A 22,542-nucleotide genomic window follows, 5' to 3' on the forward strand; every position below is an offset into this window, starting at 1 on the left:
CCGGCCGCGCGGCCCGCGATGCTGACTACGCTCGTCCTGACCGCAACGCCGCAGGAGGCCGGGTGCCGCAGGAGGGGTGGGCATGGTCCTGACCGGACGGAGACGGCGACTCGCCGCGCTGACCTGCGCGATCGGGCTGGCCGCCACCGGTTGCACCGGTGACGACAGCGACGGCTTCCGGCCCGGTGCCGCCGACGTCGGCGACCCGTACGTGCCGGGGCACGGCAACGGCGGTTACGACGTCGGGCACTACGGCCTCGACGTCCGCTACGACCCGTCGACCGACCGGCTGACCGGTCGAGCCGTCATCACGGCCACCACCACCCAGGACCTGTCCCGGTTCAACCTGGACCTGGTCGGCCTGGAGGTCCGCGCGGTCAGCGTGGATGACGCGGCGGCCGAGCACCGACGCGGCGACGGCGAGTTGGTGGTGACGCCCCGCGACGGACTGCCGCGCGGCAGGCAGTTCACTGTGACCGTCGAGTACGCGGGCGTCCCCACTGCCGTCGACGACGGGACGTTGGGCAGCGGCGGTTTCCTGCACACCGCCGACGGCGCGGTGGCGCTCGGCCAACCCGACTCGGCAGCCACCTGGTTCCCGGTCAACGACCACCCGTCGGACAAGGCCACCTACGACCTGGCGGTGACCGTCCCGGACGGCCTGGCCGCGCTGAGCAACGGCGTGCCCGGGCCGAAGAGCAGCGCCGACGGCTGGACCACCTGGCGCTGGTCGGAACGCGCCCCGATGGCCAGTTACCTGAGCACGCTCGTGATCGGTGACTACCGGGTGGTGACCGGCACGCACGCCGGCCGGCCGATGGTCACTGCGGTGGCGGCGAGCCTGCCGGCGACCGGCGGCGCGGCCACCTCGCTGGCCCGCACCGGCGCGATCGTCGACTTCCTGGCCAGCCGCTTCGGCCCGTACCCGTTCGACTCGTACGGGGGGATCGTGATCGCCGACGACCGGATCGGGTATGCGCTGGAGACCCAGTCCCGGCCGGTCTACGGGCCTGGCTTCTTCGCTGACGACCGGCCGAACCCGAGCGTCGTCGCGCACGAACTGGCTCACCAGTGGTTCGGCGACAGCGTGTCGCTGAGCAGGTGGAGCGACATGTGGCTCAACGAGGGCTTCGCCAGCTACGCCGAGTGGCTGTGGGAGGAGCACGACGGCGGCCGGACCGCCCAGCGCACCTTCGAGATCCAGTACGCGGCAACCGACTGGACGCAGCCGTCGGTCGAGCCGGGCCGGGAGCAGATGTTCGGCTCGGCCGTCTACAAGCGCGGGGCGCTGGCCGTGCACGCGTTGCGCCGGACCGTCGGTGACGACCTCTTCTTCCGCATCCTGCGTACCTGGACCAGTGAGCGGGCGGCGGGCAACGCGACCACAGCGGACCTCGTCGCGCTGGCCGAGCGGGTCGCCGGGCGGCAACTGCGTCCGCTCTTCGACGCCTGGTTGGTGGGTGGATCGGCCCCCACACTGCCGTGACCCGGCGCCGCCGACCGGTCGATATGCTGCCGCCTGCGAACGGCGGGTAGGCGCCCGTTCGCGCGGGATGGCGGAGGCCGGGACCGGCCACCGTGCGGAGAGGGTGTGGGATGCGCGGGACGCGGCACAGACTGCGAGTGGCTGCCGGCCTGCTGGTGACCGGTGCGCTCACACTGTCCGGATGCGACTCGGCGGGCCCGGAGGCGGCGCCACCACCGAGCGCGTCCCCCACGCCGACGCGGACGTTCACAGCGGGCGCCGACGGGGTCGGCGACACCTACTTCCCGACCTACGGCAACGGCGGCTACGACGTCGGGCGCTACACGGTGAAGGTGCGCTACGACCCGGCCAAGGACCAGTTGACCGGTACGACAACAGTGCGGGCCACCGCGACCGCCGACCTGTCGACGTTCAACCTCGACCTGGCCGGCCTGACCGTCAGCGCGGTCACCGTGGACGGCGTACCGGCGACCCACAGCCGCAAGCGGAACGAGTTGGTGATCAAGCCGGCTTCCGGCCTCATCAACGGCAACGGGTTCGTCACCGAGATCACCTACGCGGGCAAGCCGAAGCCGCTGAAGAACGAGACGCTCGGTGACGGCGGCTTCCTGCACACCGCCGACGGTGCCATCGCGCTCGGTCAACCCGAGTCGGCCAGCACCTGGTTCCCGGTCAACGACCACCCGTCGGACAAGGCGGCCTACGACTTCGAGGTCACCGTTCCGGACGGCCTGACCGCGATCAGCAACGGCATTCCCGGCGGGAAGACCAGCACTGGCGGCTGGACCACCTGGAAGTGGTCGGAGAAGTCGCCGATGGCCAGCTATCTGAGCACGCTGGTGATCGGCAAGTTCCGGATCACCACAGGCGAGCACAAGGGCCGCCCGGTCTACAACGCGGTCACCACCACCGAGGCCAAGGGCAACGCGGACGCGTCGATCGCGCAGACCGTCGCCGTGGCCGACTACCTGGAGAGTGTGTTCGGGCCGTACCCGTTCGACGCGTACGGCGGGGTGGTGATCTCCGACAGCCGGATCTCCTACGCCCTGGAGACGCAGAGCCGACCGGTGTACGCGGCGAGCTTCTTCCGGCAGGGCGAGAACACCGAGGTCGTCGCGCACGAGTTGGCCCACCAGTGGTTCGGCGACAGCGTCGCGTTGGCCAAGTGGGAGGACATCTGGCTCAACGAGGGCTTCGCGACGTACGCGGAGTGGCTCTGGGCCGAGCACACCAGGGCGTACACCGCCAAGGAGGCGTTCGGCAGCCGGTACGCCAGCATGTCCGCGCAGGTGTGGCAGACACCGCCGGGCAAGCCGGGCGTGGAGAAGCTGTTCAGCGAGTCGGTCTACCAGCGCGGCGGGATGACCCTGCACGCCCTGCGGGTGGCCGTCGGCGACAAGGTGTTCTTCGAGATCGTCAAGACCTGGGCGGCGGAGAAGCGCGACGGCGTCGCCACCACTGCCGAGTTCGTTGCCCTGGCCGAACGGATCTCCGGCAAGCAGCTCGACTCGATCTTCGACGCCTGGCTCTACGGCACCAAGAAGCCGGCCCTGCCCAAGCGGCTCTGACCCCTCCCGGTTCCCCGCGATCTTGCAGTTGCTGTCGTCGCGAAACGGGGCAAAGTCGCGTGAAACGGGGACCGAAAGTGCAAGATCGCGGAGGTGGGGAGGGCTAGTTCAGTTCTTGACGACCAGTTTGGGGTGGGCGGCCAGGTAGGCGTCGGCGCGGCCGGCGCGGAGTTCGGTGAGGAACTTCCGGCCCTCGGTGGTCAGCTGTTCACCCCGGTAGGCACTGCCCTTGCCGACGCCGGAACCGGGCAGCCCGACCAGCGTGAAACGGTTCTCCGGCAGGCCACTGAGGGCGTACGCGATGTCCACGATCCGACGCCCGCCCACGTAGACCAGCGTGTCGCCCAGCGCGGAGACCACCTGGTCGACGCGCTCGGGTTGCCGGGCCAGACCCTCGTCCAGGATCTTGCGGGTCATCGCCCGGATCAGCTGCTGCTGGTGGCGCTGCCGGGCGTAGTCACCGCCGGTGATGTAGCGCTGCCGCGAGTAGTCCAGCGCCTGCCAGCCGTTGAGGTGCTGCTCGCCCTTCTCGTAAACCTGCTGCGGCCCCTTGTAGCCGCCCGGCGCGCTCTCCCGGTACTTGCCGTCCGGTCGGCGGTGCAGCGACTCGACCCGCTGGTCGACGTAGATGTCCACCCCACCCAGGGCGTCGACCAGCCGATCGAACCCGTTGAAGGTGAGCACCGCGCCCGCGTCGATGCGCAGCCCGGTGTAACCGCTGACAGTGCTGCGCAGCAGCTCGTACCCCTGGGCGGTGCTGGGTTGTTTGGGTTTGCCCGGAACCCGGCTGCCGAAGCTCATCGCGTGCGTGAGTTTGGTCTTGCCGCCCTTGTAGCCGGCCTTCGGGAACGCCGGGATGTCCACCACCAGGTCGCGGGGGAGCGAGAAGAGGTACGCCCGATCCAACCCCTTGGGTACGTGCAGCACCAGCACGGCGTCCGAGTGCGGCTCCCACCCGGGCACGCTGACCCGGGTGTCCACACCGACCAGCAGCAGGTTGAGCGGGCCGGTGATGTCAGCGCCCGGCGGTGGGCCGCTGGGGCTCGGCGTCGGCGTGCCGACCGGCGACGGGGTCGGTGAGCCGGCGACCGGACCGCCACCCGGCTTGTTGTCGCCGGTCAGCCGGGTGATCACCACAGTGCCGGCCGCGATCAGCGCGACGACGGCGAGGGCCGCCAACCCCAGCAGCAGCCACCGTCGGCGCGGCGCCATCGACCCGAGAACCATGTTGGATTCCTTCCACCCGTCTGGTGAACAACGCTCCGACGGGTGCTCCGGGTTGCGGCCGGAAGACGCCGGGTCGGTCGGCCGGAGCATGATCGCGCGAAAAGTGCCGCTGGCGCGAGCGCTACTCGCGAGTAATGATGCGTCCATGCGGTACGACGTGGTCGTCATCGGGTCCGGCTTCGGTGGCAGCGTCACCGCGCTCCGACTGGCCGAGAAGGGCTACTCGGTAGCGGTGCTGGAAGCCGGCCGCCGCTTCGCCGACGACGAGTTTCCGCAGACGTCCTGGCGGGTCCGCCGGTTCCTCTGGGCACCGAAGCTGGGTTGCTACGGCATCCAACGGCTCACCCTGCTCCGCCCGGCCGACAGACGATCCGGCGGCGGGGTGCTGGTGCTCTCCGGCGCGGGGGTGGGCGGCGGTTCGCTGGTCTACGCGAACACCCTCTACGAGCCCCTGCCGGCCTTCTACAGCGACCCGCAGTGGCGGGACATCACCGACTGGCGCGACGAGTTGGCCCACCACTACGACCAGGCGAAACGGATGCTCGGCGTCACCACGTACCCGGTGCACACCGGCGCGGACCGCGCCATGCGCGCGGTGGCCGAGCGGATGGGGGTGGGGCACACCTTCCACGCCACCCCGGTGGGCGTGCACATCGGCCGGCCCGGCCAGCGGGTCGCCGACCCGTACTTCGGCGGTGCCGGCCCGGAACGCACCGGCTGCCTGCACTGCGGCTCGTGCATGACCGGTTGCCGACATGGTGCGAAGAACACACTGGTGAAGAACTACCTGTGGCTCGCCGAACGGCTCGGGGTCACGGTCCGTCAGTTGACCACTGTGACCGCCGTCCGGCCCGCCGACGGCGGTGGGTACGAGGTGCACACCGAACGCACCGGCGCCTGGCTGCGCAAGAGGCGGCAGGTCATCCACGCCGACCAGGTGGTCTTCGCCGCCGGGGCGCTCGGCACCCAGCGACTGCTGCACGGGATGCGGGCCGACGGTGCGCTACCCGGGCTCTCGCCCCGCCTCGGCGAGCTGACCCGGACCAACTCGGAGGCCATCCTCGGTGCCTCGGTGCCACGGCAGCGGGCCCGGTCCGAGCGGTTGGACTACACCGAGGGGGTGGCCATCACCAGCTCGTTCCACCCCGACCCGCAGACGCACATCGAGCCGGTCCGCTACGGGCGGGGCTCCAACGCGATGGGGTTGCTCCAGTCGCTGCTTGTCGACGGCGGCCCGCACCGGGTACGCCGCTGGCTGGGCAGCATCGTGCGGCAGCCCCGGTTGGCCGCACGGATGCTGTCGGTACGCGGCTGGTCGGAACGGACGGTGATCGCCCTGGTCATGCAGTCCGTTGACAACTCGCTGACCACCCGGTGGCGGCGTGGCCCGCTCGGTCGCAGGTTGGTCACCGGCCCGGGCCACGGCACGCCCAGCCCCACCTGGATCCCGGCCGGCAACACCGCCGCCCGAATGCTCGCCGACGAGATCGGTGGGACCCCCGGCGGCTCCCTCACCGAACCCTTCGACATCCCGATGACCGCGCACATCCTGGGCGGTGCGGTCATCGGCGCCACCCCGGCCGACGGGGTGATCGACCCCTGGCATCGGGTGTACGGGCACGTCGGGCTGCACGTGGTCGACGGCGCGGCGGTCTCGGCCAACCTGGGCGTGAACCCGTCTCTGACGATCACGGCACAGGCGGAACGAGCGATGTCCTTCTGGCCCAACAAGGGCGAGCCGGACCCCCGCCCGGCGCTCGGCGCCCCGTACCGCAGCCTGCCCGCCGTACCGCCAAGAAACCCGGCCGTCCCGCCGGACGCCCCGGGCGCGCTGCGACCCTGATCCCGGCGATCTTGCAGTTTCGGTCGTCGTCTTGTGGCTTCTGCGTCTTTTGCCGGGACGGAAAGTGCAAGATCGCGGGGAGAGTGGGTTGTCGGCGAGCCGGTGCCGGGAAGGGCCGTGACTGTCGGTAGGCTTCGTGCACATGAGCCTGCCTCGCCCCGTCCTCGTGGTGGACTTCGGAGCCCAGTACGCCCAGCTCATCGCCCGCCGGGTCCGTGAGGCGAAGGTCTACTCCGAGATCGTGCCGCACTCGATGCCGATCGCCGAGATGCTGGCGAAGAACCCCGCCGCGATCATCCTCTCCGGTGGTCCGGCCAGCGTCTACGCGCCGGACGCGCCGCAGATCGACGCGGGCGTCTTCAGTGCCGACGTGCCGGTCTTCGGCATCTGCTACGGCTTCCAGGCGATGGCCCAGGCGCTCGGGGGCACTGTCACCAGGACCGGCAACCGTGAGTACGGCGGCACCCCGCTGCGTCCGCGGCTCCTCGACCCCGGTGTGCTGCTGCGTGACCTGCCGGCGGACCTGCCGGTCTGGATGAGCCACGGCGACTGCGTCACCGAGGCGCCCGAGGGCTTCACGGTGACCGCCGAGTCGGCGGGCGCGCCGGTCGCCGCCTTCGAGGACCTGGCCGGTCGTCGGGCCGGCGTGCAGTTCCACCCCGAGGTCGGGCACACCGCGCACGGCCAGGAGATGCTGACCCGCTTCCTCTACGACATCGCCGGCATCGAGCCGACCTGGACTCCCGAGAACATCATCGACGAGCAGGTCGCCCGGATCCGCGCCCAGATCGGCGACAAGGAGGTCATCTGCGGCCTCTCCGGCGGGGTGGACTCGGCGGTCGCCGCGGCGCTCGTGCACAAGGCGGTTGGTGACCAGCTCACCTGCGTCTTCGTCGATCACGGCCTGCTGCGCGCCGGCGAGGCCGAGCAGGTGGAGAAGGACTACGTCAGCGCCACCGGCATCAAGCTGAAGGTGGTCGACGCCACCGACCGGTTCCTCGGCGCGCTCGCCGGCGTGATCGACCCGGAGCAGAAGCGCAAGATCATTGGTCGGGAGTTCATCCGGGTCTTCGAGGCCGCTGCCCGCGAGATCGCCGCACACGGCGACGTCGAGTTCCTCGTCCAGGGCACCCTCTACCCCGACGTGGTGGAGTCCGGCGGCGGCACCGGCACCGCCAACATCAAGAGCCACCACAACGTCGGCGGCCTTCCGGAGGACCTGAAGTTCGCGCTGGTCGAGCCGCTGCGCACCCTGTTCAAGGACGAGGTTCGGACGCTCGGCCTCCAACTGGGCCTGCCCGAGGCGATGGTCTGGCGGCACCCGTTCCCCGGCCCCGGCCTGGCCATCCGGATCATCGGCGCGGTCGACCAGGAACGCCTCGACCTGCTCCGCCAGGCCGACCTGATCGCCCGCGAGGAGCTGACCGCCGCCGGCCTCGACCGGGGTGTCTGGCAGTTCCCCGTGGTGCTGCTCGCCGACGTGCGCAGCGTCGGTGTGCAGGGAGACGGGCGCAGCTACGGGCACCCCGTGGTGCTGCGCCCGGTCTCCAGCGAGGACGCGATGACCGCCGACTGGTCCCGGCTGCCCTACGACGTGGTGGCCCGGATCTCCACCCGGATCACCAACGAGGTCGCCGAGGTCAACCGGGTGGTCCTGGACGTCACCAGCAAGCCGCCGGGCACCATCGAGTGGGAGTGAGCGCCGCTCAGGCCGCCGGCGGCGGGCTGGACGGGGTCGTCGGCGGGTAGGACGGCGTCGGGCCGTACCCCTGCGGTGGCCCGCCGGGCGCGGGCCCGGCGGTGGGCGGCGGGCCGTTCTGCGGCGCGACGCCCGAGGCGTGCGGCCAGGCCGGCGCGCCGGTGGGCTCCTCCGGCATCAGGAACCACATGATCGGGTACGCGAACAGCGCGAGCCCGCCGGTGAGCAGGCCGGTGACCGCGAAGATCACGCGGACCAGTGTGGGATCGACGGCGAAGTAGCGGCCGACGCCGCTGGCGACCCCGGCGACCATGCGGTCGGTGGTGGGTCGCCGAAGCTGCTTGTACGGGGCACGGGGAGCGGTGGTCGATGTCATACCCCCACGGTCCGCGCTGGCGCCCCGCCCGCCCTCGGTGACCGCCCGGATCCTTACCCTGACCAATCCCTGACCGGTGCCAGATAGTCAGGAATCCGACTCTTTTCCGTTCCGGTAACCCGGCGCGGGGAGAATTTGCTTCCGTGACCACCTTGCTCAAGCCGCTCCGCAGGATCGCGGCATACGCAGTTTGTGCTGATTCAAGCGGCCGAGTCTTGCTGGTCCGCGCATCGGAGCGCTCCGGCACCCCCGGCGCGTGGTCACTGCCCGGCGGGGCTGTCGACCACGGCGAGGACCCGAACCACACTGTCGTCCGCGAGACCGCCGCCGAAACCGGCCTCTCCGTCGCCGTCTCCGGCCTGGCCGACGTGCTCGCCGACATGCGGGCGCTCCCCGACCGCGGCATCACCATCCACACCGACCGGCTGATCTACCGGGTGGCCGTGCGCGGTGGCACCCTCGCCGACCGGGTGGGCGAGCGCCCCACCGACCTGGCCCGGTGGTACACCCTCGACGAGGCGCGCGAGCTGCCGCTGCGCTCGTTCACCGCACGCGCCCTCGGGCTGCCCGCCTCCTCGGCCGACGTGGTGCCCGACGAGGCACCCGAGTTCCCCTCCTTCTACGCCGTGCCCGGCCCCGACGGTCTGCACCGGGCCCAGCGCTTCGCCGCGTACGCGGTCTGCACCGACCCCGCCGGCCGAGTGCTGCTCACCCGCATCTCCGACGGCTACCCCGGCGCCGGCTGCTGGCACCTACCCGGCGGCGGCACCGACTACGGCGAACAGCCCGGCGCGGCACTCATCCGAGAGCTGATCGAGGAAACCGGCCAGGCCGGCCGCCTCGTCGAGTTGCTCGGCGTCGCCAGCCACCGTGACGCCGCCTCACTCGGCCCCGAGGGCTACCCGATCGACTGGCACGGCGTACGCGCCTTCTACCGGGTCGTCGTCGACCAGCCCAACCCACTGACCGTGACCGACGTGGGCGGTTCCACCTGTGAGGCCCGCTGGTTCGGCCGCGATGAGTTGGGCGCCCTCCCCACCGACCGCCTCACCGAGGTGACCGCCGAAGCAGTCCAAGCCGCCCAACTCACCTGAGCGAGTTCCGGGGCGTCGCGCGTGGCATCACGCCCCACGCCCACGCCCCACGCGCGACGCCTCACGCACCACGCCCCACCCCGCCAAGATCGTGCTCGAACCAGGATGTAGTGGCGTCACCGACGCGCCGATGCCACTACACCCTGGATGTTGCGCGATCTTGAGCTCGGGGACACCCGCTGAGGGATCTCCTCGGACGTCCCGGGCAGTGGGTCCTCGGCGCCGCCCAGGGGTCGTCCGGCTTGGGTGTGTCGGTGGCTCCAGCCTGTGATCAACTCGGGTTTCCGTGAAGGCGCGCGGTATCTCGGGCGCGCTGGAATACCGCGCCTTCCTTGAACCCGAGTTGATCAGCGTTGGTCTCGACCTGCCGTGACGCGAATGGCCGCCACAATGAGGGTAAATGGGGTGGAGCGGGTCGGTCGCGAAGCAGGCTGAAGGGGTCGGTAAGAGGCTGATCGGTCGTCGTGAAGAGTCGGCTACCTCGGCCTGAACGCCCCGGCTCACCAGCTCCGCGGGTTTCCCGCGCGCTGTCTCGCATTGATCATGAAGTTATTGTCGGAACGCGAGATGGACGGCGACAACCTCATGATCAACAGACTGTGGGTGCGAAGCGGGGGGCGGGCAAAGGTGCAATTCACGCGTCGAGTCGGGGCTTATGGGCTTGTGCGGGACTCGGGTCGGGTCTTGGTGGTTCGGGACGGGGCCGAGGGCGAGTTTCCCGGGGCCTGGCGGTTGCCGGGCGGTGCCCTCGGACATGCCGAGGACCCGGAGCGCGCCGTGGTCCGCGAGGTCGCCGAGCAGGCCGGGCTGACGGTCGCGGTGACGCGACTACTCGCGGTGGTCGCCGATGTTGCCACCTTTCCGGAGGGCAAGGGCACGCTGCACACCGACCGGTTGTTGTTCGAGCTCAGCACTCCCCACGGCGCATCGTCCGACGGTTCGGGGCCTGAGAGTGCCCGGCCCGGGGACGGGGTGCGGGGCGTCGGGGCTGGGCTGGTTGATCAAGCTTGCTGGCTTTCACTGGCAGAGGTGGCGCAGTTGCCGGTGACCCCGTTCACCGCCGAGGCGCTCGGCCTGCCGGTCACCCCACTGCCGCCGACGGCGCACCGGTCGCGGGACCCGTTCCCGCCGCAGCACCCCGACCGCCGGCTGCGCTTCGGGGCGTACGGGCTGGTCACCGACCCCGCTGGGCGAATCCTGCTCACTCAGATCGCGGAGGGCTACCCGGGGGCCGGTCTGTGGCATCTGCCCGGCGGTGGCACCGATCACGGCGAGCAGCCGGCCACCGGTTTGCTGCGGGAGCTGGTCGAGGAGGGCGGGCAGGTCGGCCGGGTCGTCGAGCTTCTCGGCGTCAACAACCTGCACAACCCCGCCGCGCTGGGCCCGGAGGGCCGTCCTCTGGACTGGCACGGCGTACGGGTGATCTATCGGGTGCTGGTGGACGTACCCACCGACGCGGTGGTCACCGAGTCCGCCGGAGGCTCGACGGCGCGGGCGGGGTGGTTCACCCGCGACGAGGCGACTGACCTGCCGTTGAGCGACATCGCCGTCGTGGCAACCGGACAGAGTGGCCGATAGCACCCCGCTCGGTGAGCCGACTTGGTGACCCTCCGGTACAGTCAAAGGCGGGAATGATGGAGGAAACGGGCGATGAAGCCCGGGATGGGAACAAGCGAGCGGTTCGAGCGGTTTGACCAGATATAAGTACCGCCGGCAGCTATCGCCAAGCCATGTTCCCCTATGCGATGGTGTACTCCGCAAAACGGCTGCCGGGCCATGCAAGGTCCGGCACGAGACAGCCGGACACCCGCCACGTGGCGGTCAGCAGATCCGGTGATGGAGGAAACGTGCCGAGAGCCCCATGGCGCCGGCGTCGTACTACTGACAGTCCGCGCCCCGCAGGGCGTCGCTGGGCGGGCCGGTTGCGCCGCAGCAGCACGTTCGCCCGCCAGGTGCTGTTGGTCCGAGTCGGTCGCCGTGACGGCGACCTGCACCCGGCCGACCTGGCCCCGACCGAGCACCGGTACGCCGATCGGCAGCGCCGTCGCTACGGCCTGGACCGGCTCAGCCGGCCGACACTGGGCGTGGACCCGACACTGGGCCTGGACCGAGCCCACGTCGACGCGGTCATGCCGGTCAGCCCGGCGATGCCGCCGATGACGCAGACCGACGAGGCCCACTCGATCCCACTGCTCCCCGGCGAGCGCACCATGGCGCGCCGGATGAAATTCGCCCTGGTCAACGCCTGCACGCTGGCCAGCCTGATGCTCGGCATGCTGGCCATCTTCCTGGCCATGCAGGGCGAGGTGCGCATGGCGGCGCTCTGCCTGATCGCGTGCGTCGGCTTCGACGGTCTGGATGGCGCGCTGGCCCGACGGCTCGGGGTGGCCAGCCCGTTCGGCGCACAGATGGACTCACTGGCCGACATGTGCTCGTTCGGTCTCGCCGCGCCGGTAGTGGTCTACGCCTCGCTCGCCGGCTCCGTCTCCACGGCGGCGGCGGCAGTGGCGTGTGCCCTGGTCGCGGCGTGTGCCGCGATCCGACTGGCCCGCTTCAACGTCTCGCCGAAGGACGGCAGGTTCTTCTGCGGGGTGCCCACCACCATGGCGGCCGCTGTGCTCGCCGTGACAGTGGCGATCGGCCTGCCGGTGCCCGGTGCCGTGCTGGTCGCCGGGGTGGCGCTGCTGGCCTTCGCGATGGTGTCGAGCTTCCCGTACGCCAAGCTCGCCCGCCTGGTGAAGCTGCCGCCGTGGCTCTGGCTGGCCCCGGTGATCGGCGCGCTGGTCGACATCCGGCTCACGTTCGCCCTGATCGTGGTGGGCTACCTGGTCAGCGGGCCGGTTCTCTGGCTGCGGCAACGTCGTACCGCCTGATCTGAGCAGACAGAACGGGGCGCCGCGGACAGCGGCGCCCCGTTCCTCGTTCGCGGGTCAGCGCCAGCGGGCGATGACCGTTGACCCACCGACCACCTTGTCGCCCGGCCCGACCAGTGGGTCCGCGGCCTCAGCGGGCAGGTAGACGTCGGTCCGGGAACCGAACCGGATCAGCCCGAAGCGCTCGCCCTTGGCCAGCAGCGCGCCGATCGGCGCGCGCTGCACGATCCGGCGGGCGATCAGCCCGGTCCGCTGCGCGACCACAACAGTGCCGCGAGCGGTGTCCAGCACCGTGTACGCGGCGACGTTGTGCTCGGCGTCAGGCTTCATCGCGTTGACGAAGCCGCCATCGGCGACGAAGTAGTCCACCACCTTGCCGGCGACCGGGGCGCGGTTGACGTGCACGTCCAGCACCGACAGGAACACGGCGATCCGTAGCCACTCGCCGTCGCCGAAGCGCTCGTCGTGCAGCCGCTGCACCGACAGGACCTTCCCGTCCGCGCTGGCGACCACGGCGCTCGGGTCCTCCGGCACGTCCCGTTCGGGATCCCGGAAGAACGCGGCGACCGGCCCGGCGGCCAGGGCCGGCAGCAGCCACAGCTTGGACGACGGGCGCGCCACCCGGGCCAGCGCCGCGAGGCCCAGCGCGATGCCCGCGGCCGCCACGCCGTTGGAGTCGATGTGCATGCCCCTGGTCACCGGCACGCTCGACGGCCGGTACGCGGGGGCCAGGCTGTCGGCCGCGGCCGGGCTGGCCGGGGTGAACCGCAGTCGGTAGACCCGCACCGGTGGCGAGTTGCGCAGCACCAGATCGGCGCCGACGCCGTAGAGGGCGTCCTGTCGGGCCAGCTCGGCGGCGGCACCCTCGGTCCGGCCGGGGGTGGCGACGGTCGCCACGCTCAGCACCGCCCCGTCGGTCAGGTACTTGGCCAACCCCTCGACGCCGCCGCGGGTTGCCTCGGCGGTGCCGGTGAACGCCTCACCGGCGATGACGACGACGGCGGCCTCGGCTTCGGCCAGCGAGTCGACGACGCTCACCCGGTCGGCGACCCAGCGGCCCTGGGCTGTGACGTGCTCGCGGAGCGCCGCAGCGCCGAACGGCTCGGCGGGCACCACTGTGAGCCGGTCACAGGGGAGCAGCGCATCGACCGCCGCGGCCAGCACCGCGGAGTCCGGGGTCACCCCGACCAGCAGGGCAGCCTTGGGGTCGTTGATCCGGGCCAGCTCGGCGACGAGGGTACGGGCGGCTCGCTCGCCGATGCGGACCGGACCGGACCGGCCGGTGGTACGCACGGCGGGGGACTGGGTCATGTCGGGCGGGCTCCTGACGGGGGTAGAGACGGGAATCGCGGCGGGACCGGCATGGGCGGGACGGGCCGGCCGGCGGAGGCGAGATCTCCACCAGCCAGCATATGCGTCCGTCCGCGCCGGCCGCACCGCCGTGGGGATGCGGTGGATCGACGCGGACGGCCGCCCGAGGTCAGGCTTCCCTGCGCGGACCCTCCCGCTCGTCACCCGGCCGGTCGCCGACGGCCTCGACTGGTTGGTCGGATCTGGTCGGCTCGTCCCCCTCCGACGAGGCCGGGCGGGCGAGGTTCCCGGTGGTCGGCTCGTCGTCTCCGTTGCCGGGGAAGGGCTCGGTCGGCGGCTCCGCCGGCGGATGAGCCAGCCAGGCCGGGTGGATCACGTCGGTGGCCGGCACGTCGGACGCCCGCACCTCGGTGGTCGGCGTCTCCAACGTCCGGTCCGCGAAGAGCGTCGGGTCTGAGGAGGGCGTCGGGTCGGAGATGAGCGTCGGGTCGGAGGCGGGAGTGTCCCAGGTGGACCGTTCGGCTTCCCAGGCCGGCAGGGCCGCGCCGGACGTCGACATGGCGGCACCGGAGACGGGCGCGCCGGAGACGGGCGCGCCGGAGACGGACGTGCCGGAGACGGGCGCTACCGCCTCGGCGGCACCGGCCTCGGCAATCGGCTCCGGCTGGTTCGGTCGACCCGAGCGCAGCGCGCCGACCAGCCCGAAGACCCCGATCAGGATGAGTGCGCCGGCCAGGAACCAGCCGACCGGCGGCAGCGCGAGCCCGAGCAGTTGGGCGAGCAGCCACCAGGCGGACAGCGCCAGGAACACGAGCCCGAAGGCGAACGACACCAGATCCGTGCGGTGAGCCTTCACCGGGTCACCTCCAGGTTGCCGGCATTGACATGGATGTAGAGGCGCAGGGTCCCGCCGCCGGGCCCGTCCGCGCCGACGTCGGTGGATTCCCGCAAGCGGCCGTCCAGCCCGCCCGAGCGGTTGCCGAAGACAGTGGCGTCACCCGCGTTGACGTCGGCCACTGTGGTGACGTCCACGTTCGGCGGCACGACCACTGTCGCCTGGCCAAAGTTGACGGCCACTGTCACCTGGCTGTCCCGTTTCGCGAAGTCGATCCCGCGCAGGTCGAGCACGGCGTCACCGAAGCTGTTCTCGTACCGGTCCGCCAGGTCGCGGTAGTCGGTGGGCGCCCAGGTCACCGCGCCGTCGACCCCCCGGATCCGGTCGTAGGACTCGGCCACGGTCGCTGTGCCCAGCGCCGCCGCGGTCACCAGACCGAGCGCGATGAGCCAGCGCGCCCGCCCGAACCACGTGCCGACCAGCAGGCCGAGGGCGATCGTGGCCAGCGCGGCCGCGAAGTACGCCGAGGCGCTGATGGCGAAGACGTCCAGCAGGTCGAGTAGGGCGACCAGACCGAGCACCAGGAAGATCAGCGAGAAGGTCACCGCGCCGAGCGGCGAGCGCTCCTTGGGCCGCTTCGGCGGCTTCGGCGGCTTGGGCGGAGGAGGCGGAGCCGGGGTCGGCGAAGCGTACGGGCCGTGCGGCGCGAACGGAGGGCGGTAACCGGAGGGCGGCGGGGCTGTCGGATAGCCGGCCGGGGCAGCGGGTGTGCTGCTCACGGGTGCCGACGGCCAACCGGCGCTGGGCATCGCGGTGCTCGGCCAGCCAGGCTGGGCAGCCGTCGTGCCGGCCGGATACCCGGACACCGGGCCGACCCCGGGCAACGGCTGCGTCGCGCTGGTCGGCGGCGCGTCGTACGCCGGGATGGTGACTGTGGGCGCCGCCCCCGTCGTCGCGGTGGCGTACCCCGGACCGGTGCCGAACATCGGCGGCGTCGCCGCTGGGCCGGTCGACGGCGCCGCGCCGTACGACGGCCAGGTCACCGGTGGGACGACCGCGCCGGACGGTGCGGCGGGCGCCGGACCACCCGGGGTGCCGGGCCGTGGATTGCGCCCGTCCCGGTTGAGCAGGAGCGCGCCGGCGACCAGGATGGCCGCGCCGAGCAGCACCGCGCGGAAGGCGTCGGTGACGATGTACGCGAAGCTGGCCGCGACCAGGATGCCCAGGACGATCACCGTCACCGGGGACATGCTGGAGCGACCGCGACCGAGCATGGACTCGACGGGGGACGCGGTGTCGCCCTCGTTCGGGATGATCAGCCAGGCGGCGACGTACACCAGGATGCCGATGCCCCCGAAGAACCCGAGGACCGCGAGCAACACCCGCCAGAGCACCGGATCGGTGTTGGTGGCGCGCCCGATCGCCGCGCAGACACCGGCCAGGTACCGCCCCTCGCGCGGCCGGACCAGCCCGTACCGCGAGGTGAAGCCGGTGCCGCCCAGCGGCGGTGGCGGCGCGGACGGCCCGGGACCACCCGGCCCGGGTGGTGTGCCGCCCGGGCCGTAGCCGGTGCCCGCCGCGAACCCCGGGCCTGGGCCGTAGCCCGCCGCGGAGGGCGCGTAGCCGTCGGCCGGCTCGCCGGGCGCGGTGCCGGCGGTCGCGTCGATGCCGGCGTGCGGACCGAACGTGCTGGGCTCGGTCCATTCGGTCGGCGTGGTGGTGGGCGGGGGCGGTGCTGAACCGCCCGACTGTGCCGACCCCGGTCGGGGCGGCGGGGCAGCTTCCTCGGTCATGCTTCGATCCTGCTGCCCGGTCCACCCGAACGGCCTCAGGACCCGACCCTGACCCCACCCTGAGATCCGGCGGCCGGAATGTCGGGGGCGTCCCCGTGGTCGCGGACGCCGCAGCGTGTGACGATCGAGTCACCGACCTCCACCTGTCCGCCACAGTGACCAGGGAGCCTCCGATCAGCACCGTGACCTCGCCCCCGCGCCTGTACCGCGCCCCGGAGCACCGGATGGCCGCCGGCGTCGCCGCCGGTATCGCCGACCATCTCGGCATCTCGGTGCTGCGGGTGCGCGTCGCGTTCATGGTCCTGCTCGGTCTGAGCGGGCTCGGCCTGCTGCTCTACGCGGCGTTCTGGGCGGTGGTGCCGCTGCGTCCCGGTGACACGGCGGTGCCGCCCCGGCGGGACGTCGCCCAACTTCTGCCGTTCGTGGGGATCGGGCTCGGTGTCCTGCTGATCCAGGTGATGGTCTTCGACTCGGTCGGCGCGGCGGGCACCGCCGGTTGGTTGGTGGCCATCATCGCGGTCGGCGCCGGGGTCATCTGGCACCAGTCCGCGCCCGAACGGCGGCGACAGTGGGGCGAGGCCATGCCGGTGCCCTGGCTCGGCGCGGTCGTCGAGGAGAGCGACCGGCGGGCCTTCGTGCTGCGGTTCATCGGCGGGGGAGTGCTGGTCGCGGTCGGCATCATCGGCGTCGCGGCCGTCTACTCACCGGCACAGAACTTCGACGCGGTGATCAATGGCGTGATCTTCGCGTTGGTCGGGCTGGCGGGCGTCGGCGTGGTCGCCGCGCCGGTGCTCTGGCGGACGTACAGCCAGCTCCGCTCGGAGCGCGAGGGGCGCATCCGCGAGCAGGAGCGGGCCGAGTTGGCAGCGATGGTGCACGACCAGGTGCTGCACACGTTGGCCCTGATCCAGCGCAACGCCGGCGACGTCAAGACGGTGCAGCGGCTGGCCCGAGGGCAGGAGCGTTCCCTGCGCAACTGGCTCTACAAGCCGACCGCTTCGCCGAGCGAGCGGTTCGCCGCCGCTCTGGAACAGGCCGCCGCCGAGGTCGAGGACACCTTCGCGATCAGCGTCGAGACGGTGGTGGTGGGGGACCGGGAGACCGACGAGAAGGTCGGGGCGCTGGTCGCGGCCGCGCGGGAGGCGTTGGTGAACGCGGCCCGGCACGCCGGCGTGCAGACCGTGTCGCTCTACGCCGAGGTGGAGCCGGATCAGGTCAGTGTCTTCGTCCGTGACCGGGGGAAGGGCTTCGATCCGGATACCGTGGAGGACCACCGGCACGGCGTACGCGGCTCGATCATCGGGCGGATGAAGCGGCACGGCGGACGGGCCGAAATACGGTCCGGCCCGGGGGAGGGGACCGAGGTCCGGTTGATCCTGCCGATCTCCCGGGACTCGTCCGCAGCGGAGAGGAACAGATGACCATGGCCGAGCAGTCGACCGAGCACCTCGACCCGGCGGATGCCCGCCCCGAGCGGCTGCGGGTGTTCCTGGTGGACGACCACGCCATGTTCCGAGCCGGGGTGCGCGCGGAGCTGGGCGCCCACGTCGAGGTGGTGGGCGAGGCGAGCACCGTGGCCGAGGCGGTCACCCGGATCGCCGCCGTCGGCCCGGACGTGGTGCTGCTCGACGTGCACATGCCCGACGGTGGCGGTCGGGCGGTGCTGGAGGCGATGCGGCGTACGCACCCGCAGGTCAAGTTCCTCGCGTTGAGCGTCTCCGACGCGGCGGAGGACGTGATCGGGTTGATCCGTGCCGGCGCCCGTGGGTACGTCACAAAGACCATCTCCCCCGACGAGTTGGCTGCCGCGATCCGTCGCGTGGCCGACGGGGACGCGGTGTTCAGCCCACGGCTGGCCGGGTTCGTGCTGGACGCCTTCGCGGCCCGGCCGGACGCGCCGGTGGCCGACCCGGAGCTGGACCAGCTCACCAACCGTGAGCGTGAGGTGCTGCGGCTGCTGGCCCGGGGGTACGCGTACAAGGAGATCGCCAAGGAGCTGTTCATCTCCATCAAGACTGTGGAGACGCACGTGTCGAACGTGCTGCGCAAGCTTCAGATGTCCAACCGCTACGAGCTCTCCCGTTGGGCGGCGGATCGCCGCCTCGTGTGACGGCGCGTCGGCACCGGCGAGGAGACAGCGCGTCGTTACCGGCGAGGAGACGGCGCGTCGGCACCGGCGAGGATCAGAGAAACGTCCGGCGCGCCCTCGTACACCCAGCCGATGATCGTGTCCGGGTAGCCGTGGGGGCCCTCATCCGGATGGCTCGAAACGTGAGTGGTGACGGACGTCCCACCGGGCTCGGGTGACCTCGGGGCTCACGCAGGGGCCGAGGCCGACTGTTCGGGTGGCGCAACGTATTTCCTGCTCAGTGCCGCCCGTGTCGGGCGTTTTATGATCATTTTTCAAGTATCGGCAACGTGGCGGGCAACTAACGGCTTGATAACGGCACCTTCACGGAAGAGGCCAGTGGGTGTCACAGTGGCAGCACCTCACCATCGGTGTGTGGCACTCCGTACGCCCCACGACCACGATTCCGCCGATCTCGGCGGCCCGTGGCTGTGTCGATTGCGTCGTGCCAAGCCTCGTTGGTGGGGGAGCCCGGCGGATCGGAACATCAGGGGTGTCCCCAACTTCCCTGTGGTCCCGGCGACCCGCGCCCCCGGGGTGGTCGGGCGGTGTCACCCCCAAACGTGCGTGAAACCCACGACGGAACCTGGTTAGAAAGAGGAGGCCCCTCGGAATGAGAGTCTCGAAGCGGGCGACGAGCGCCATCGCGCTCAGCGCGGCTGCCGCGCTTGTCGCGAGCGGTTGCTCGAGCGGCGGCGGCGACGAAACTGCCGCCAGCGCGGATGGCTCGATCGTTGTTCACGGCGTCCAGCCGGAGAACCCGCTGGTCCCGTCGAACACCACGGAGACCGGTGGCGGCAAGATCATCGACTGGCTCTTCACTGGCCTGGTCGAGTACCCGAACGACGGTGGGGCCCCGCGTAACGCGCTTGCGGAGTCCATCAACACCACGGACTCCAAGGTCTTCACGATCAAGATCAAGGCCGGTACCAAGTTCCACGACGGTACCGAGGTCAAGGCGAAGAACTTCGTCGACGCCTGGAACTGGGCCGCCTACTCGCCGAACGGTGCGCAGAACGGCACCTTCTTCGCGGACATCGCGGGCTTCGACCAGACCTACACCACGGACCCGGATGGCGCGGACGGCCCGAAGAAGGCCCCGACGCCGACGACCGACAAGATGTCCGGCCTGAAGGTCATCGACGACCAGACCTTCGAGGTCACCCTGGCGGCGCCGACCGCGGTCTTCCCGACCAAGCTCGGCTACAGCGCCTTCATGCCGCTGCCGGACGTGTTCTTCACCATGAAGCCGGAAGAGTTCGGCCGCAAGCCGATCGCCAACGGCCCGGTGAAGTTCGTGTCGTGGGAGGACAACTCCCTCATCAAGCTGACGCGCTTCGACGACTACAACCTTCGCGACAAGATGAAGGTCAAGGACGTCGACGTCAAGCTGTACCAGGACGACAACGCGGCCTACGCCGATCTGCTGGCCAACAACCTCGACTTCATGGAGGTTGTCCCCACCTCGGCGCTCGCCGGCGACAAGTGGAAGACCGACCTCGGTGACCGGGGCCGCTCGACCGTCACGCCGTCGACCGCGTTCATCGCGTTCCCGATCTACGACAAGCGCTTCCAGAACCCGAAGCTGCGTCGTGCGGTGTCGCTGGCGGTCAACCGGCAGGAGATCTCCGACAAGATCTTCTTCGGCACCCGCAAGCCGGCCGACAGCTGGGCGAACCCGCTGACCCCGGGCGCCAAGCCGGGCAACTGCACCGCCTGCAAGTTCGACCCGGCCACGGCCAAGACGCTGCTCGCCGAGGCCGGTGGCTTCAGCGGTGAGATGGTCTTCTACTACAACGCGGACTCCGCCCACAAGGACTGGATGGACGCCGTCGCGCAGCAGATCAAGACCAACCTCAACATCAACGCACGGGCCGAGGGTGTGCCGACCTTCGCGGTGTTCCGCCAGAACATCAACGCCCACAAGATGAACGGCCCGTACCGCGCTGCCTGGCAGCAGGACTACCCGGACGTCGAGAACTGGGTCAACCCGCTGTTCATCACCAACGGCTCCTCGAACGACGGCCTCTACAGCAACCCCGAGGTCGACGCCCTTGCCAAGCAGGCCAGCGGCGCTCCGAGCCTGGAGGCCTCGCACGAGGCGTTCGCCAAGGCGGTCGAGAAGGTCGACCAGGACGTCCCGAGCATCCCGGTCTACTTCTACGGTCAGCAGTCCGGCCACTCGGAGAAGATCAAGAAGCTCGAGCTGAACAACGTCGGCGAGATCGACATCACCTCGGTCGAGCTCTGATCCGAACGGTCTGACCCCGGGTCGGGCTCGCCACATCCGGTGAGCCCGACCCGGGGCCGTTCCGCGATTGGGTGTTACAACACTCCACTCGCACGTTGTCACCACCGTGTCGGCCGTCCGACGCGCCCCCTGTCTGGAGGACCACCCCATGGGCCGTTATCTGTTGAGACGGCTGCTCCAACTCGTGCCGGTCTTCATCGGTACGACGTTCCTGATCTACTGGCTCGTCTGGGCCGTTCCGGGCGATCCGTTCGCCGGCAAGTGCGGTGAGCGTCGCTGCCCGGACCAGTACATCGCCTTCATGACCGAGAAGTACCACCTCGACCAGAACGTCTTCGTGCAGTACGCCAACTACATGAAGAACCTGCTCCAGGGCGACTTCGGTCAGACGTTCTCGCAGCGCGAGATCAGCGACATCATCCTGACTTCGTACCCGAACACCCTGAAGCTGGCCGTCGTGGCGCTCGCCATCGAGGCCGTGATCGGCCTCGGCGCCGGCGTGCTGAGCGGTCTGCGGCGTAACGGCTTCCTGGACAACCTGGTCCTGGTCTCCACCCTCTTCCTGATCGCACTGCCGGTCTTCGTGGTCGGCTTCGTGCTCCAGTGGCTGCTGGGTGTGCAGTGGGGCATCATCAAGCCGACCGTCTCCTCCGAGATGCGGTGGTCCGAGCTGATCGTGCCCGGCTTCGTGCTCGGCAGCGCGTCAGTGGCGTACATCGCACGGGTGGCAAGAACGAGCATCGCGGAGAACCGCCGCGCGGACTACGTGCGCACCGCCATCGCCAAGGGCCTGCCGATGCGCCGAGTCGTTGGTGTGCACCTGCTGCGCAACTCGCTCATCCCGGTGGTGACCCTGCTCGGCACCGACCTCGGCGCCCTGATGGGCGGCGCGATCGTCACCGAGGGAATCTTCGGCATCAACGGGATCGGCCGCCAGGTCTTCCGAGCGATCATCACCAAGGAAAGCGCCACTGTAGTAGGCATCGTGGTCGTCCTGGTGCTGGTCTATCTCGTGATGAACCTGCTGGTTGACCTGCTCTACGCCGCCCTGGACCCGAGGATCCGTTATGAGTGACCCGAGTACCGCATCGATCGTCAGCACCCCTGGCGCACACCCCACCGACTCCGCCGCCCCCGCCACCGCGGGCCAGCCGCAGAGCAACGACAAGCCGCGCGGCCTGCTCGGCGACGCATGGCGGGACCTGCGACGCAAGCCGCTGTTCTGGATCTCGGCCACGCTGATCGTGATTTTCCTGCTGATGGCGGCCTTCCCGGCGCTGTTCGCCCCGGGCGACGCGGTCAACGGCTCGCTGTCCCGCAGCCTCGACAAGCCGTCGGCCAATGGCTGGTTCGGCTACGACGTGCAGGGCCGTGACGTCTACGCTCGCGTCATCTACGGTGCGCGTGCGTCCATCCAGGTCGCCGTGCTCTCCGTGCTGGGCACCCTGCTCATCGGCGGAACCATGGGCATCATCTCCGGTTACCGCGGTGGCTGGGTGGACGCGCTGCTCAGCCGGATCGCCGACGTTTTCTTCGGTCTGCCCTTCGTGCTCGGCGCGATCGTCATCCTGACCACCTTCAACGGCTCGGGCGCCGGCAACAGCAAGAACAAGATCATGGGCCTGGTGACCGCGTCCCTGATCGTGCTGAGCTGGCCGGTCGTGATGCGACTGATGCGCTCCTCGGTGCTCGCCACCAAGGAGGCCGACTACATCGTGGCGGCCCGCGCACTGGGTGCCGGCACCGGCCGGATCATCCTCAAGCACCTGCTGCCGAACTGCCTGGCCCCGTTGCTGGTGTACGGCACGATCATGGTCGGCTCGTTCATCGGCGCCGAGGCCACCCTGTCGTTCCTGGGCGTCGGTCTGAAGTCGCCGGTGGTGTCCTGGGGCATCATGATCAGCGACGGGCAGCAGTTCATCCGGGTCGCGCCGGGGCTGGTGTTCTTCCCCGCCGCGTTCCTCGTCACCGCAGTGCTGAGCTTCGTGATGCTCGGTGAGTCGGTCCGCGAGGCCCTCGATCCGAAACTCCGCTAGGGGAGATCCAGTTGTCCGACAT

At 70.6% G+C, this 22,542-nt stretch carries 16 protein-coding genes and 1 pseudogene; 12 read left to right on the plus strand and 5 right to left on the minus strand.

The genetic code is table 11. The annotated features are described in order from the left end of the window. Positions 1 to 82 precede the first annotated feature (82 nt). On the plus strand, positions 83 to 1,486 hold the full coding sequence (locus tag OG992_RS25040) for a M1 family metallopeptidase (RefSeq protein WP_266304436.1): 1,404 nt from the start codon (positions 83 to 85) through the stop codon (positions 1,484 to 1,486). A 110-nt stretch (positions 1,487 to 1,596) separates the two neighbouring features. Beyond that, complete coding sequence (locus tag OG992_RS25045; RefSeq protein WP_266304437.1) at positions 1,597 to 3,054, plus strand: M1 family metallopeptidase; 1,458 nt, start codon at positions 1,597 to 1,599, stop codon at positions 3,052 to 3,054. Positions 3,055 to 3,162: 108 nt separating this feature from the next. On the opposite strand, the gene OG992_RS25050 is transcribed toward OG992_RS25045, so the two are convergent. Beyond that, positions 3,163 to 4,281 carry an LCP family protein gene (locus OG992_RS25050; protein WP_266304438.1) on the minus strand — a complete coding sequence of 373 codons (1,119 nt, stop codon included), beginning with the start codon at positions 4,279 to 4,281 and terminating at the stop codon, positions 3,163 to 3,165. Between the two features lie 145 nt (positions 4,282 to 4,426). On the opposite strand from OG992_RS25050, the gene OG992_RS25055 reads away from it, so the two are divergent. Both OG992_RS25055 and guaA read left to right on the plus strand, forming a co-directional pair. Continuing rightward, positions 4,427 to 6,124: an FAD-dependent oxidoreductase gene (locus tag OG992_RS25055; RefSeq protein ID WP_266304439.1), complete on the plus strand. Its 1,698-nt coding sequence runs from the start codon at positions 4,427 to 4,429 to the stop codon at positions 6,122 to 6,124. Positions 6,125 to 6,266: 142 nt separating this feature from the next. Then, complete coding sequence (gene guaA, locus OG992_RS25060) at positions 6,267 to 7,823, plus strand: glutamine-hydrolyzing GMP synthase (RefSeq protein WP_238687769.1); 1,557 nt, start codon at positions 6,267 to 6,269, stop codon at positions 7,821 to 7,823. Positions 7,824 to 7,830: 7 nt separating this feature from the next. Here guaA and OG992_RS25065 read toward each other — a convergent pair whose 3' ends face one another. After that, positions 7,831 to 8,199, minus strand: coding sequence for a PspC domain-containing protein (locus OG992_RS25065; RefSeq protein ID WP_238687768.1), 369 nt, complete (start codon positions 8,197 to 8,199; stop codon positions 7,831 to 7,833). A gap of 143 nt (positions 8,200 to 8,342) precedes the next feature. On the opposite strand from OG992_RS25065, the gene OG992_RS25070 reads away from it, so the two are divergent. The 3 genes from OG992_RS25070 (at position 8,343) to OG992_RS25080 (ending at position 12,166) form a co-directional block, all read left to right on the plus strand. Next, positions 8,343 to 9,293 carry an NUDIX hydrolase gene (locus OG992_RS25070; RefSeq protein WP_238687767.1) on the plus strand — a complete coding sequence of 317 codons (951 nt, stop codon included), beginning with the start codon at positions 8,343 to 8,345 and terminating at the stop codon, positions 9,291 to 9,293. Between the two features lie 585 nt (positions 9,294 to 9,878). Next, on the plus strand, positions 9,879 to 10,871 hold the full coding sequence (locus tag OG992_RS25075; protein ID WP_266305272.1) for an NUDIX hydrolase: 993 nt from the start codon (positions 9,879 to 9,881) through the stop codon (positions 10,869 to 10,871). Between the two features lie 344 nt (positions 10,872 to 11,215). Further along, positions 11,216 to 12,166, plus strand: a complete 951-nt coding sequence (locus OG992_RS25080; protein WP_238687766.1) for a phosphatidylcholine/phosphatidylserine synthase — start codon at positions 11,216 to 11,218, stop codon at positions 12,164 to 12,166. A gap of 57 nt (positions 12,167 to 12,223) precedes the next feature. Here the strand turns inward: OG992_RS25080 and OG992_RS25085 are convergent, their stop codons facing one another. The 3 genes and pseudogenes from OG992_RS25085 to OG992_RS25095 all read right to left on the minus strand — a co-directional run bounded on the left by OG992_RS25085 (position 12,224) and on the right by OG992_RS25095 (position 16,105). Then, positions 12,224 to 13,477 carry a phosphatidylserine decarboxylase gene (locus OG992_RS25085; protein WP_266304440.1) on the minus strand — a complete coding sequence of 418 codons (1,254 nt, stop codon included), beginning with the start codon at positions 13,475 to 13,477 and terminating at the stop codon, positions 12,224 to 12,226. Positions 13,478 to 14,150: 673 nt separating this feature from the next. Then, positions 14,151 to 14,333, minus strand: a pseudogene (locus tag OG992_RS25090) (hypothetical protein); the annotation flags it as partial. Further along, positions 14,330 to 16,105, minus strand: a complete 1,776-nt coding sequence (locus tag OG992_RS25095; RefSeq protein WP_266304441.1) for a PspC domain-containing protein — start codon at positions 16,103 to 16,105, stop codon at positions 14,330 to 14,332. The pseudogene OG992_RS25090 and the gene OG992_RS25095, both read right to left, overlap by 4 nt. A 155-nt stretch (positions 16,106 to 16,260) precedes the next feature. Here OG992_RS25095 and OG992_RS25100 point away from each other — a divergent pair, with 155 nt between their 5' ends. The 5 genes from OG992_RS25100 to OG992_RS25120 all read left to right on the plus strand — a co-directional run bounded on the left by OG992_RS25100 (position 16,261) and on the right by OG992_RS25120 (position 22,520). Continuing rightward, positions 16,261 to 17,526, plus strand: coding sequence for an ATP-binding protein (locus tag OG992_RS25100; RefSeq protein ID WP_238687763.1), 1,266 nt, complete (start codon positions 16,261 to 16,263; stop codon positions 17,524 to 17,526). 2 nt (positions 17,527 to 17,528) lie between these two features. Further along, the gene (locus tag OG992_RS25105) at positions 17,529 to 18,215 is read left to right on the plus strand and encodes a response regulator transcription factor (protein WP_030337843.1); all 687 of its coding nucleotides are present in this window, start codon (positions 17,529 to 17,531) and stop codon (positions 18,213 to 18,215) included. A 631-nt stretch (positions 18,216 to 18,846) separates the two neighbouring features. After that, a complete protein-coding gene (locus OG992_RS25110) occupies positions 18,847 to 20,484 on the plus strand; it encodes an ABC transporter substrate-binding protein (protein WP_238687762.1) in 1,638 nt (545 codons plus the stop codon). A gap of 148 nt (positions 20,485 to 20,632) precedes the next feature. Further along, entirely contained in the window at positions 20,633 to 21,559 is a 927-nt protein-coding gene (locus OG992_RS25115) for an ABC transporter permease (RefSeq protein ID WP_238677478.1), read from the plus strand. Then, positions 21,552 to 22,520, plus strand: a complete 969-nt coding sequence (locus OG992_RS25120; RefSeq protein ID WP_238687761.1) for an ABC transporter permease — start codon at positions 21,552 to 21,554, stop codon at positions 22,518 to 22,520. The genes OG992_RS25115 and OG992_RS25120 overlap by 8 nt, the downstream gene beginning before the upstream one ends. The last annotated feature ends 22 nt before the right edge of the window (positions 22,521 to 22,542 follow it).

It is taken from the genome of Micromonospora sp. NBC_00362 (assembly GCF_026342155.1).
In the GTDB taxonomy this organism is placed as follows: Bacteria; Actinomycetota; Actinomycetes; order Mycobacteriales; family Micromonosporaceae; genus Micromonospora; species Micromonospora hortensis.